General features: G+C 59.3%; 12 protein-coding genes. 7 read left to right on the plus strand and 5 right to left on the minus strand.

Annotated features, from left to right (window positions below):
• Positions 1–158: 158 nt before the first annotated feature.
• On the plus strand, positions 159–542 hold the full coding sequence (locus AADJ11_RS09915; protein ID WP_341234350.1) for a hypothetical protein: 384 nt from the start codon (positions 159–161) through the stop codon (positions 540–542).
• 85 nt (positions 543–627) lie between these two features.
• Here AADJ11_RS09915 and AADJ11_RS09920 read toward each other — a convergent pair whose 3' ends face one another.
• The 4 genes from AADJ11_RS09920 to glmU are packed head-to-tail and all read right to left on the minus strand — an operon-like array spanning position 628 to position 5,066.
• Complete coding sequence (locus AADJ11_RS09920) at positions 628–1,341, minus strand: DNA alkylation repair protein (RefSeq protein WP_341234351.1); 714 nt, start codon at positions 1,339–1,341, stop codon at positions 628–630.
• Positions 1,334–1,891 carry a pyridoxamine 5'-phosphate oxidase family protein gene (locus tag AADJ11_RS09925; RefSeq protein ID WP_341234352.1) on the minus strand — a complete coding sequence of 186 codons (558 nt, stop codon included), beginning with the start codon at positions 1,889–1,891 and terminating at the stop codon, positions 1,334–1,336. Before AADJ11_RS09925 ends, AADJ11_RS09920 begins: the two co-directional genes overlap by 8 nt.
• On the minus strand, positions 1,891–3,711 hold the full coding sequence (gene glmS / locus AADJ11_RS09930; protein WP_341234353.1) for a glutamine--fructose-6-phosphate transaminase (isomerizing): 1,821 nt from the start codon (positions 3,709–3,711) through the stop codon (positions 1,891–1,893). Before glmS ends, AADJ11_RS09925 begins: the two co-directional genes overlap by 1 nt.
• 2 nt (positions 3,712–3,713) lie before the next feature.
• On the minus strand, positions 3,714–5,066 hold the full coding sequence (glmU, locus tag AADJ11_RS09935; RefSeq protein WP_341234354.1) for a bifunctional UDP-N-acetylglucosamine diphosphorylase/glucosamine-1-phosphate N-acetyltransferase GlmU: 1,353 nt from the start codon (positions 5,064–5,066) through the stop codon (positions 3,714–3,716).
• A gap of 117 nt (positions 5,067–5,183) precedes the next feature.
• On the opposite strand from glmU, the gene AADJ11_RS09940 reads away from it, so the two are divergent.
• Positions 5,184–5,855, plus strand: coding sequence for an HAD-IA family hydrolase (locus AADJ11_RS09940; RefSeq protein WP_341234355.1), 672 nt, complete (start codon positions 5,184–5,186; stop codon positions 5,853–5,855).
• 4 nt (positions 5,856–5,859) lie between these two features.
• Positions 5,860–7,050 carry an aminotransferase class I/II-fold pyridoxal phosphate-dependent enzyme gene (locus AADJ11_RS09945; RefSeq protein ID WP_341234356.1) on the plus strand — a complete coding sequence of 397 codons (1,191 nt, stop codon included), beginning with the start codon at positions 5,860–5,862 and terminating at the stop codon, positions 7,048–7,050.
• Between the two features lie 54 nt (positions 7,051–7,104).
• On the opposite strand, the gene AADJ11_RS09950 is transcribed toward AADJ11_RS09945, so the two are convergent.
• Complete coding sequence (locus AADJ11_RS09950; protein ID WP_341234357.1) at positions 7,105–7,575, minus strand: pyridoxamine 5'-phosphate oxidase family protein; 471 nt, start codon at positions 7,573–7,575, stop codon at positions 7,105–7,107.
• Positions 7,576–7,717: 142 nt separating this feature from the next.
• Here AADJ11_RS09950 and AADJ11_RS09955 point away from each other — a divergent pair, with 142 nt between their 5' ends.
• From AADJ11_RS09955 to AADJ11_RS09970, 4 genes are read left to right on the plus strand one after another with little or no spacing between them, the layout of a single operon-like run.
• Complete coding sequence (locus AADJ11_RS09955) at positions 7,718–8,881, plus strand: isovaleryl-CoA dehydrogenase (protein WP_341234358.1); 1,164 nt, start codon at positions 7,718–7,720, stop codon at positions 8,879–8,881.
• Positions 8,878–9,366 carry a lysozyme inhibitor LprI family protein gene (locus tag AADJ11_RS09960; RefSeq protein WP_341234359.1) on the plus strand — a complete coding sequence of 163 codons (489 nt, stop codon included), beginning with the start codon at positions 8,878–8,880 and terminating at the stop codon, positions 9,364–9,366. Before AADJ11_RS09955 ends, AADJ11_RS09960 begins: the two co-directional genes overlap by 4 nt.
• A gap of 2 nt (positions 9,367–9,368) precedes the next feature.
• Entirely contained in the window at positions 9,369–10,892 is a 1,524-nt protein-coding gene (locus AADJ11_RS09965; RefSeq protein ID WP_341234360.1) for an AMP-binding protein, read from the plus strand.
• Positions 10,893–10,926: 34 nt separating this feature from the next.
• A complete protein-coding gene (locus AADJ11_RS09970) occupies positions 10,927–12,531 on the plus strand; it encodes a carboxyl transferase domain-containing protein (RefSeq protein ID WP_341234361.1) in 1,605 nt (534 codons plus the stop codon).
• Positions 12,532–12,535: the final 4 nt, after the last annotated feature.

Raw genomic sequence — 12,535 nt, forward strand, 5'->3', positions numbered from 1 at the left:
AGCAGCACCAGCGGGCGGCTATCCAACACCCTATGAAACATTGTCTTATTCTTTGTACGATTTGCCTTGGGCTTTCTGCCTGTGGTGCGACGACAGAACGGCTGGGTCTTGGGTGGCCACGGCCGGATAATACGGCGGCTTTGCCGGAGCCTGCGGAGGTGGATCAAGCAACGTATGATCCCGTAACATCCGCGCCGCGCCCCCCCGCAGCGGCCCGCACAGCCGAAACATTGGACACTACAACCGCCGAACAACGCGCGGCAGCGGTCGCTCCTGCGGCGGCTGGGGCGCGTGTTTTGGGAACAACCGTTGCGTCGCTGGGCAGCGCGACAGAGCCGGGGCTGTGGATCAAGACCCCTTTGGTTCAAAGCGAAATGCAAGGCCGGGTGACGAACCCCGCAACGGGTAAATCATCCACTGTGATGCTGATCCCGATCGAAGGGCCTGTAACGGCAGGAAGCCGCATGTCCCTTGCCGCATTGCGTCTGATTGGGGCGTCGTTGACCGATCTGACCAGCGTCGAGATATCTACGTCAAACTAAATGCGAACGGAGCGTGATTGCCGCGAGGGGCGGGGGGCCAGCCCCCCGGACCCCCCCGGGATATTTATGAGCCAGAGAATGCGGGTTAGGCTTCGGGCGTGGTTTCAGTGTTTTCTGCTACAGCGGGCAGGTGGCGCGAGGCTTCCTTGACCGCGTAGGGTTTCATGTGGTGGCTGTTTTCATCAATGAAAAGTTGAGCGCGGGCGGGGTCATGGCGGCTGAGGTCGCGGACCCACCAAGCGATGGCCTTTTGCATGATACCGTTTTTGACCGGGAGATACCCTGCGGCCCAGCCCAAGATGCGGTCGCGCGCGGCCAGTTCCTCGGGTTTTGGATTGTTTTGCTTGGTCCAAGGCAAGGTCGCCACAAGGGCGGCGCGTTTGGTCCAAAGGTGATCCGAGGTTGTCCAGTTTTCGATCGTGTCGAGACGAGAGGGATCGGCGATCAGACGTTTTTGGATCGCCATGCAAACATGATCGGCGATGGCCCAGCTGTCAAAATCGGGTACCCAGCTTTGCAGCATTTGCCATGCGGCTTCGTCATCGGGGCGCAGGCGTGCTTGGGTCAGCAGTTTCGCGGCGGCAACGCGGGCCTCGAATATATCGGTTTGCCAAAGTGCATCGGCAAGGGTGATGCGGTCTGCCAGCTCCAGCTCGGCTCGCCATGTTTTGGTCAGCTCGTTTATGTCGGGATTGGTCACGCCCAGATAGGGGCGGTCAATCTTGTGATAGGCGTGCATCTGTTCAATGCGGGCCGGATTGGCAAGTGCGCTGAGTTGCGCCAGATAGGGCTCATGCATCGGGTGTGTCCTGAGTAATATATGTGGGCAAGCCGTCAATCGTGGTGTGATTGCGTTCGCCCCAATAGGTTTCAATCGCGCTTGCGCCTTTGTCGTCGGCCCATTTCTTGAGAACGTCGCGGTCGCCAGCGTGGTCGTAAAACGGCACGGCATAGCCGCAGCTTGTCTGCAGCATATCAACGTTCATGTCATAGATCTGCCGGGTGCCAAGTGCCGCCGGAAACAGATCTTGCAACGATGCGAAATCAGCGTCGCGGGGGTGTAGCGCCCGCGCGGTGCCATAGGCGCGCATGATCATCGGGCGTGTCTCGAACCCGCACCACATCAATGTCATGCGGTTGACGCGGGCCAGATGACCGGCCGTTTCATTTCCCGATCCCGTCATATTGCGCCAAATGATGCGGTTCGGCCCCAGCACGCGCAGGCTGTCCATCCCCTTGGGCGAGATGTTAACGCGCCCATCCTCGGCCGCTGTTCCGCAAAAGAACATGTGCTGCGCCTGGATAAAGTCGCGTTGGTCATCGCTGATGTGGTCGAACTGCTTGGCCATTATTCAACTGTCACAGACTTGGCCAGATTGCGCGGTTGGTCGACATCCGTGCCTTTGGCGATGGCAGTGTGGTAGGCCAGCAATTGCGCGGGAATGGCATACAGGATCGGTGCCAACGCATCGGCGACGGGGGGCATTTCGATCTGCGCCCACGTGCCCTCAGCGGCCTCATCAAGCCCCTTGCGGTCAGAGATCAGAATGACTTTGCCTTTGCGCGCCATCACCTCTTGCATGTTGCTGACGGTTTTGTCGAACAGGGTGTCCTTTGGGGCCATAACGACCACCGGCACGTTTTCATCTATCAAAGCGATGGGGCCGTGTTTAAGTTCACCTGATGCATAAGCTTCGGCATGTATATAGCTGATTTCTTTTAGTTTTAATGCGCCTTCGAGGGCGAGCGGGAACATCGCCCCGCGCCCTAAGAACAGCACGTCGCGGGCAGAGGAGAGTTTTTGCGCGGCATCGCGGATCGTGTCGTTCTGCTCAAGCGCTGTGTTGATCAGCGAGGGCATCGAGCGCAGCGACGACATGTGATCTGCAAACTGCTCTTGGGTGATGGTACCGCGATCAAATGCCGCTTTTAGGGTCATCAGGAAGAGGACTGTAAGCTGGCAGGTAAATGCCTTGGTCGATGCCACGCCGACCTCGACCCCGGCATGGATTGGCAAGGCCAGATCGCTTTCCCGTGCAATCGAGGATTCAGTGACATTGACGACCGACGCAATCTTATCAGCCTTGCCCTCACAATAGCGCAGGGCGGCGAGGGTATCGGCGGTTTCACCGGATTGACTGACGAACATGGCCAGCGTGCGGCCCGGAATGGGCGGTTCGCGGTAGCGGAATTCAGAGGCGAAATCGACCTCGACCGGTAGGCGCGCGATTTGTTCGAACCAGTATTTCGCAGTTAGACAAGCGTAGTAGGCCGTGCCGCAGGCGACCATGGTGATGCGGTCAAACTGTGTGAAATCCAGACCGGGGTCGGGCAGCGAAATGGTGTTATCGGCACTTACATAGTGGCTTAGGGCTTCGCCAATGACGCTTGGCTGCTCCGCGATTTCCTTGGCCATGAAGTGTTTATGCCCAGCCTTGTCGACGCGGGTGCTGTCCAGGCTGATGGTTTTGACGGCGCGGTTGGCGCGTGATCCATTTGCATCGAAAATCTCGACCGAGTTGCGCGTGAGGATCACGCGGTCGCCTTCCTCGAGATAGGTGATGCGGTTGGTCATCGGGGACAGGGCGATTGCATCGCTGCCCAAGAACATTTCATTGTCGCCATGCCCGACAGCCAGTGGCGCACCTTTGCGCGCGCCGATCATCAGGTCTTCTTCGCCATCGAACAGGAACGCCAAGGCAAAGGCCCCTTGCAAGCGGCTTAGCGTCTTGGTTGCCGCGTCAACGGGGCTTAGCCCTTGGGACATGTGGTGTTGGGTCAGCAGCGCAACGGTTTCGGTGTCTGTTTCGGTGACAAATTGGGCACCAAGTTCGGACAGTTCAGCGCGCAGTTCGCGGAAGTTTTCGATGATACCGTTGTGCACAACTGCGACAGGGCCGGCCTGATGCGGGTGGGCATTGGTGACAGAGGGCGCGCCGTGGGTGGCCCAGCGGGTGTGACCGATGCCAGACTTGCCAGCCAGCGGTTCATGCACCAACAAATCCGACAGGTTCACCAGCTTGCCCACCGCGCGGCGGCGGTCAAGGTGACCGTCATTAATCGTTGCAATACCGGCGCTGTCATAGCCGCGATATTCCAGACGTTTTAGCGCTTCAACAAGGATGGGCGCAGCTTCGTGCTGACCGAGGACCCCTACAATACCGCACATAATTAGCTGCCTCTCTGCTGTTTTGCCTTTTTGGCCTTTAACATTTCGAACAATTTCCGTGCCATGCCTGGTTTTTCAACCTGCGGTGCGCGCGACAGGGCCAAAGCGTCGGCTTCGACGTCGGATGTAATAACAGACCCCGACCCGGTCATTGCCCCGTCGCCAATATGGACGGGGGCCACCAGCATGGTGTTGGACCCGATAAAGGCATTCGCGCCGATATGGGTGTGGTGCTTCATCACGCCATCATAATTGCAGGTGATCGTCCCAGCACCGATGTTTGATTTTTTACCAATCGTGGCATCGCCGATATAGCTCAGGTGGTTGACCTTGGCCCCTTCGTCGATCTGGGCGTTCTTAACCTCGACGAAATTACCGATGCGGACATCTTCGGCCAGTTCGGTGCCGGGGCGCAGGCGGGCGTAGGGGCCGATAATGCCGCCGCGCGACACATGGCAACCTTCAAGATGGCTGAACGCGCGGATCGTGGCACCGTTTTCGATGGTCACACCGGGACCAAATACGACATTGGGTTCGATCACCGTGTCGCCGCCAATATACGTATCGCGGGCGAAATACACGGTTTCGGGGGCCATCAAGGTGACGCCGCTTTCTAGCATGGCGGCGCGGGTGCGCGCCTGAAACGCGGCATCTGCAGCAGCAAGATCAGCGCGGGAGTTTACGCCCATCGTCTCTGCCTCGCTACAGGTCACTGCCGTGGCTTTCAAACCGCGCGCGCGGGCGATGCTGATAATGTCGGTCAGATAGTATTCTTTGGAGGCATTGTCGTTTTCAACCGCATCAATGAGATCAAACAACAGCTCGGATTTACAGGCAACAACGCCGCTATTACATAGGGTTATGGCGCGTTCTTGATCCGTGGCATCTTTGAATTCGACAATCCGGTCCAGACTGTCACCTTGCATCACCAGACGGCCATAGCGCGCAGGGTCAGCGGCCTCGAACCCCAAAACAACCACGTCATTTTGCTTCAGCGCATCGCACATCGCCTCAAGCGTTTCGGGCTGAACAAAAGGGGTGTCGCCATATAGGATAATCGCTGTGCCTTCAAAACCCGATAGCGCCTCGCGGGCCTGTCCAACGGCATGGGCAGTTCCCAGCTGTTCCTCTTGCACAACGACTTGCGCATCTTCGTCAAACGCTTGGGCTGCAGCGCGCACTTGATCGGCCCCGTGTCCGGCAACGACAACCGTGCGGGCCGGCGATAGCGCGGCCCCGGAAGCCATGGCATGCTCTAGCAACGGTGCTTGGGCAACGGGGTGCAGCACCTTTGGTAGATCGGATTGCATCCGCGTGCCTTTACCAGCGGCCAGGAGGATGAGTGCGACTTCCATATAAATCTCTTTAATAAATTGACTGAGGGTCTCTTTACCTTGTTGGCGTTTATGCGCAAGGCTAGCGCCGATCAAAGATGATTTCGGCCTGCAACATGACTAAGCGAAGGAGCGCCGATGAAAACGGTTGTATTCGACCTGGACGGCACATTGGCAGACACCAGCGGTGATCTGATTGCAGCCGCCAACGCCTGTTTTCGCGACATGGGGGCAGGTGACCTGCTGGACCCGTTTCAGGATGCGGGTACCGCCTTGAAAGGCGGGCGTGCGATGCTGCGATTGGGGATGGACCGGCTTGAGCACGCAGACGGTGCCGCAATGATAGATCGGTATTATCCATTTCTCATTAAGGCTTATGGTGAAGACATCGACACGCATACGGTGCTGTATCCCGGCGCGATGGACGCCGTGGAGGCCTTGAAAACTGCGGGCTACCGCGTGGCGATTTGCACCAACAAACCCGAAGGCTTGGCGCATACATTGCTGACCCGTCTGGGCGTGCGCGACGCATTCGGGGCGATGTTGGGGGCCGATAGCTTGGCGGTGCGAAAACCTGACCCGGAACATCTGTTTGAAACGGCGCGGCGCGCGGGGGGGGACCCTGCGCAATGCTGTCTGGTCGGTGACACTGCCACAGACCGTGATACCGCCGCCGCGGCAGGTGTGCCCAGTATTCTGGTCACCTTTGGCCCCTCGGGCGAGGATATGGCCGCCCTCAAACCCGAAGCATTGCTGCACGATTACGCGCATCTGCCCGCCTTGGTTCCCAGCCTGATCGGGGAAATCTGAGCGCATGGAGGTGTTCAAAGGCAGCTTTACCCAGCAGGAACCCATTCCAGAAGACGCAATCGAGGCCGCCATCGCGGTGATGCGCCACGGCCGCTTGCACCGCTACAACACCGCCGGCGACGAAATCGCCGAAACAGCCCTGCTGGAGCAGGAATTCGCGGCGCTGGTGGGGGCGAAATACTGCGTGGCTGTTGCGTCGGGCGGGTATGCGATGGCGACGGCATTGCGCGCGGTGGGCGTGAAGCCGGGCGATCGTGTGCTGTCAAACGCCTTTACGCTGGCCCCTGTGCCGGGGGCGATTGCTGCTGTCGGGGCCGAGCCTGTGTTTGTGGATGTGACCGACGGGTTGGTCATTGATCTGGATGATCTGGCCAGCAAGCTGGATCAAGCGGATGTTCTACTGCTGAGCCATATGCGCGGGCATATCTGCGATATGGACGCGCTGATGGCGCTGTGTAACGCAGCGAACGTGACGGTGATTGAGGACTGCGCCCATACGATGGGGGCCGCGTGGGGCGGTGTCGCATCTGGGCGTCATGGCACATTGGGTTGTTATTCCTGCCAGACCTACAAGCACATCAATTCGGGCGAGGGCGGTTTGCTGGTCACCGATGATGCGGACGTGGCGGCGCGCGCGATCATGCTGTCGGGGTCGTATATGCTTTATGAAAAGCATCTCGCAGCCCCTCCGCCAGAGGCATTTGCAGAGATCAAATACGAGACGCCCAATATTTCGGGGCGCATGGATAATCTGCGCGCCGCATTGCTGCGGCCACAGCTGCGCGACCTGAACACGCAGGTGGCCCGCTGGAATGAGCGTTATTTTGCGGTCGAGAATGGATTGCGCAACACGCCCGGATTGACCGTGATCGAACGGGCGGCAAAGGAAAGCATCGTGGGATCGTCCATTCAGTTCCTGTTGCAGGGGTGGCTGCCTGAGAAGGTGCAAGAAGTGTTGGCCCGTTGCTTGGCCCGCGGGGTCGAGCTGAAATGGTTCGGCGCGGCAGAGCCGTTGGGCTTTACCAGCCGCTATGACAGTTGGCGTTATGCGCCCGTCGCGCCGCTGCCCCAAAGCGATGCCGTGTTGGCCGGACTGATCGACATGCGTGTGCCGCTGACCTTTAGCATCGAGGATTGCACGTTGATTGCGCGTATCATCCGTGAAGAAGTCAGCGCCGTATTCCAGCAGGCGTAAAAGGAAAAAGGGCGCTCGAAAGCGCCCTGATTTTACCGTTTTAGGTATGACCGCTTAGAACCGGATGGTGCCATGCTGACCCATATCGGGTTTTTCATCGGTGATCTGCGCCTTGGCTATCTCGTACAAGAATGACAGGCTGCCGCCTGTGGCCCAAACTTCGGCCTGCGACAGGTCAAAGCGCACCAGTTGCACATCATCGTCTTGACGCCCATCCTCGAACCACGCGCCTGCAACGGCTGACCACAATTCGTCCAGCTTGGCAGGGTCGGTGACGGCTTGCACCTTGCCATCAATGCGCGCGTATAGGTGTTCGTCATTGCTGATCACGACATATTCAGCCGACGCGCCCGTTTGCGCAGCTTTGGACAGATCGGTGCCATTGGCCGTGATGAACCACAGCACGTTTGCGTCCTTGTCGACATAATGGGTCATGGGAACAGCGCGTGCGCTGTCGGTGCCCAACATCCCGGTGCGGATGTCTTCGATGCGGTCCCAGAATTCTTCCTTCAACGTGTCGGCCATGGTAAATATTCCTTTATATTTTCTTTCCATGTCCAACGATCAAAGCGGCTTGGGGGTTCCCGCCAGCTTTAGATTTGCTTGACTGAATCATCTGGGGGTGTAAAGTAATGAACAACTGTTCAATAAACTCTGGGAGGGGTCCATGTTCAACGCCAGCATGAAATTTGATTTGGGCGACGATGTGAATGATCTGCGCGATATGGTGCATCGTTGGGCGCAAGAGCGGGTTAAGCCGATGGCCGCCAGCATCGACCAGAAAAACGAGTTCCCGCCCGAGCTTTGGGAAGAGATGGGCAGCCTTGGTCTGCTGGGCATGACTGTGAACGAAGAATTCGGCGGCACCGGCATGGGCTATGTCGCGCATACCGTCGCGGTCGAGGAAATCGCGCGGGCGTCGGCCTCGGTCTCCTTGTCCTATGGGGCGCATTCCAACCTATGCGTCAATCAGATCAGCCTAAATGGCACCGCCGAGCAAAAAGCGAAATTTCTGCCCGGTCTGTGTTCCGGTGCCCATGTGGGCGCGCTGGCCATGTCTGAACCATCTGCGGGCAGCGATGTGGTGTCGATGAAGCTGCGCGCCGAAAAGCGTAACGATCATTACCGCCTGTCGGGCAATAAATACTGGATCACCAACGGCCCGGATGCCGATACGCTGGTGGTCTATGCCAAGACCGACCCAGATGCGGGGTCCAAAGGGATAACTGCGTTCCTGATCGAGAAATCGATGAAGGGTTTCACAACCAGCCCGCATTTCGACAAGCTGGGCATGCGCGGATCGAACACTGCCGAGCTGATCTTTGACGATGTCGAGGTTCCGTTCGAGAACGTGCTGGGCGAAGAGGGACGCGGCGTGCGGGTTCTGATGTCGGGGCTTGATTATGAACGCGTCGTTTTGGCGGGCATCGGTCTGGGCATCATGGCCGCGTGCTTGGATGAAATCATGCCTTATATGGCGCAGCGCAAGCAGTTTGGTCAGCCCATCGGGAGCTTCCAGTTGATGCAGGGCAAGATGGCGGATATGTACACCGCGATGAATTCGGCCCGCGCCTATGTGTACGAGGTCGCCAAGGCTTGCGATCGTGGTGATGTGACCCGCGCGGATGCCGCGGCTTGCTGTCTTTATGCCAGCGAAGAAGCAATGAAGCAGGCGCACCAAGCGGTGCAAGCCATGGGCGGTGCCGGCTATCTGTCTGACAATCCCGTGGGCCGTATTTTCCGCGATGCCAAGCTGATGGAAATCGGCGCAGGCACCTCTGAAATTCGCCGGATGTTGGTGGGCCGCGAGATGATGGGATCGATGGCGTGATCCGGCTGGCTGCCGTCTTGGCGCTGGTGGCATCACCTGCTGTTGCGCAGGAATTGAAGTATTCGGACGCAAGTACGCAATCTTGTCTGGAAGAGGCCGAAAGCTATGGCGCAAAGATTGATTGCGCCGGTGCATCGGCAGGCCAGTGCATGGATGACACCCCCGGCGGACATAGCACGGTTGGAATGGGCGGCTGTCTAGATCGGGAACTGGCGTATTGGGATGGCCTGCTGAACAGCCATTACAAGGCGGCAATGACGCAGGCCAAAAACCTTGATGCCGACCGCCCCGCATCGATGAAAGATGTACCAGGTGCGGCGACCGCGTTGCGCGATATGCAGCGCGCCTGGATACCGTTCCGCGACAAGGCCTGCGGATACGAGGCGTCGCTTTGGGCGGGCGGCACGGGTCAGGGGCCTGCAACACTAAGCTGCCTGATGCAGCAAACCGCCAAACAGGCGCTTGTTCTTGAGCCTTGGGGCTAGGGGTGGTTGGCTCTTTACCCGGTTTGGATGACGATGGCGCGTGGGATATTCCTGCGCGGCTGAATATGGCGGCGCAATGTCTGGACCATGATGCGGGGCAAACTGCAATCATCGATCTGACGGGCGGCGCGCGTCGTGATGTAACCTATGGCAAGCTGTCCGAAATGGCCGATGGTTTGGCGCGGTTTCTGATGCCGCGTGTTCAGGCGGGTGCCCGTGTCGGCGTCTTGCTTAGCCAAAGCCCATGGTGCGCGGCGGCCCATCTGGCGATCTGGAAAATCGGCGCGATTTCAGTGCCTTTGTTCAAGCTCTTCAAGTATGACGCGCTAAAGTCGCGGGTGCTGGATGCGGGCATTAACCTTGTTCTGACCGATCCCGAGGGGCGCGATCTGCTGGGCGATCTGGCCGAGGCCTGGATGGCTGACAGCGTGGGTATTGCGGGTGATCCCATTCCCTATGCCAATACCGAAGCGGATGATCCGGCGGTGCTTATATATACCTCAGGCACAACGGGCAGCCCCAAGGGCGCGGTGCATGGGCATCGCGTGCTGACGGGTCATTTGCCCGGCGTATCGCTAAGCCATGATATTTTGGGCGCGCCGGATGATTGCCTGTGGACCCCCGCAGATTGGGCGTGGATCGGCGGGCTGTTTGATGTGCTGATGCCGGGGCTGGCCTTGGGCGTGCCGGTTGTGGCGGCGCGAATGGCTAAATTCTCGGCCCAAGACTGCGCGCGCATTATCGCCGACGGTGCCGCGCGCAACGTGTTCTTCCCGCCGACAGCGCTGCGTATGCTCAAGGCGGCAGGGGTGGATCTGCCCGGTTTGCGGTCCGTCGCATCGGGGGGCGAACCGCTTGGCGCGGAAATGCTGGCATGGGGGCAGGGCGCGTTCGGCCTCGCGATTAATGAATTTTACGGCCAGACCGAATGCAACATGGTGGCGTCCAGCTGCGGCAGCCTGTTCCCCGCGCGCCCCGGATGTATTGGCAAGCCCGTACCGGGGCATGATGTGGCCGTGATCGATGAAACTGGCAATCCCACGTCCGAAGAGGGCGACGTCGCGATCCGGCGTGGATCGGCGGCGATGATGCTGGGCTATTGGCATCGCCCCGACGCCACGGCCGAGAAATTTCGCGGCGACTGGATGGTCACCGGCGATCGTGGCATTTGGGAGGGCGAGTATCTGCGCTTTGTCGGCCGCGAGGATGATGTGATTACCTCAAGCGGGTACCGCGTTGGCCCGGCCGAGATCGAAGATTGCCTGCTGACCCATCCGGGCGTCGCGACCTGCGGCGTTGTGGGTAAACCCGATGCCCTGCGCACCGAAATCGTCAAGGCCTATGTCGTGCGCAAACCGGGCAGTGATGTGACGGGTGACGCCCTGCAAACATGGTGCAAAACCCGTTTGGCCAGCTATTCTTACCCGCGCGAGATTACATTTCTGGACGCGCTGCCCATGACCGTGACCGGCAAGGTGATCCGCAAAGACCTCAAAGCGCTTGCCATAGGCGAGCTGGCCCCATGACCGCCGCCCCCTTTAGCCACCCAAGGAGACCGACATGAAGTTGACCTCGCAGGCGTTGCCCTCATCCGAAGGCTTCAAAGCCAACGAAGCCGCCCATCTTGAAGCGTTGCAAACCGTGCGCGACGCATCTGACGCCGCCGCGTTCGGGGGTGGAGAGAAATCCCGCGCCCGCCATGAAAGCCGGGGCAAGATGTTGCCGCGTGAACGGGTGGCGAATTTGCTCGATCCCGGATCGCCCTTCCTTGAGGTCGGCGGGCTGGCGGCACATGGCCTTTATGGCGGGGCGGCCCCTTGTGCGGGCGTGATCGCGGGCGTGGGGCAGGTGCATGGCATCGATTGCATGATCGTGTGCAATGACGCGACGGTAAAGGGCGGCACGTACTTTCCGATGAGCGTCAAAAAACACCTGCGCGCCCAAGAGATCGCCGAGGAAAACCATCTGCCCTGCATCTATCTGGTCGATAGCGGCGGCGCGAACTTGCCCAACCAAGATGAGGTGTTCCCCGACCGCGATCACTTTGGCCGGATTTTCTATAACCAAGCGCGGATGAGCGGTAAGGGCATCCCCCAGATCGCCGTCGTGATGGGCTCGTGTACGGCGGGCGGTGCCTATGTGCCTGCGATGTCCGACGTGTCGATCATCGTTAAAGAACAGGGCACAATCTTTCTTGCCGGTCCGCCGCTGGTCAAGGCCGCGACCGGAGAGGTCGTAACCGCCGAAGACCTTGGCGGCGGCGACGTGCACACCCGTCTGTCCGGTGTGGCTGATTATCTGGCGGAGGATGACGCCCATGCGCTGGCCCTTGCACGCCGTGCCGTCGCGGGGCTGAACCGAGCTAAGCCCGCGACAGTGCAGTGGCAGTCAAGCGAAGAACCCGCTTATGACCCCGCCGAAATGCTCGGCGTGGTGCCTGCCGATCTGCGCACGCCTTACGATATTCGCGAGGTCATCATGCGGCTGGTCGATGGCAGCCGTTTCGACGAATTCAAAGCGCGCTATGGTGAAACGCTGGTCTGCGGCTTTGCCCATGTCAAAGGTTGCCCCGTGGGGATCATCGCCAACAACGGTGTATTGTTTTCGGAATCCGCCCAAAAAGGTGCGCATTTCGTCGAGCTGTGTTCGCAGCGCAAAATACCGCTGGTGTTCTTGCAAAATATCACCGGTTTCATGGTGGGTCGCAAATACGAGAACGAAGGCATCGCGCGGCACGGCGCCAAGATGGTGACCGCAGTGGCATCGACCAATGTGCCGAAAATCACCATGCTGGTGGGCGGGTCATTCGGCGCGGGCAACTATGGCATGGCCGGGCGGGCCTATTCCCCGCGCTTTATGTGGACATGGCCCAATTCGCGAATTTCCGTGATGGGCGGCGCGCAGGCGGCGGGGGTTTTGGCCACGGTTAAACGCGACGCGATTGAACGCGCTGGCGACAGCTGGAGCGCCGAGGACGAGGCCAAGTTCAAGCAGCCGACGATTGATATGTTCGAGGAACAGTCGCATCCGCTTTATGCTTCGGCACGGCTTTGGGATGACGGGGTGATCGACCCGCGCAAAAGCCGCGATGTGTTGTCGCTGTCGCTGCGGGCCAGTTTGAATGCACCGATTGAGGATACACGCTTTGGCGTGTTCCGGATGTGAGGGG

The organism is uncultured Sulfitobacter sp., from assembly GCF_964021855.1.
GTDB lineage: Bacteria > Pseudomonadota > Alphaproteobacteria > Rhodobacterales > Rhodobacteraceae > Sulfitobacter.

Bases quoted from the DNA above. Each gene is read 5' to 3' on its own strand.
- AADJ11_RS09920 (WP_341234351.1), bottom strand. From the start codon at position 1,341: ATGCATGAGCCCTATCTGGCGCAACTCAGCGCACTTGCCAATCCGGCC.
- AADJ11_RS09925 (WP_341234352.1), bottom strand. From the start codon at position 1,891: ATGGCCAAGCAGTTCGACCACATCAGCGATGACCAACGCGACTTTATC.
- glmS (WP_341234353.1), bottom strand. From the start codon at position 3,711: ATGTGCGGTATTGTAGGGGTCCTCGGTCAGCACGAAGCTGCGCCCATC.
- glmU (WP_341234354.1), bottom strand. From the start codon at position 5,066: ATGGAAGTCGCACTCATCCTCCTGGCCGCTGGTAAAGGCACGCGGATG.
- AADJ11_RS09940 (WP_341234355.1), top strand. From the start codon at position 5,184: ATGAAAACGGTTGTATTCGACCTGGACGGCACATTGGCAGACACCAGC.
- AADJ11_RS09945 (WP_341234356.1), top strand. From the start codon at position 5,860: ATGGAGGTGTTCAAAGGCAGCTTTACCCAGCAGGAACCCATTCCAGAA.
- AADJ11_RS09950 (WP_341234357.1), bottom strand. From the start codon at position 7,575: ATGGCCGACACGTTGAAGGAAGAATTCTGGGACCGCATCGAAGACATC.
- AADJ11_RS09955 (WP_341234358.1), top strand. From the start codon at position 7,718: ATGTTCAACGCCAGCATGAAATTTGATTTGGGCGACGATGTGAATGAT.
- AADJ11_RS09970 (WP_341234361.1), top strand. From the start codon at position 10,927: ATGAAGTTGACCTCGCAGGCGTTGCCCTCATCCGAAGGCTTCAAAGCC.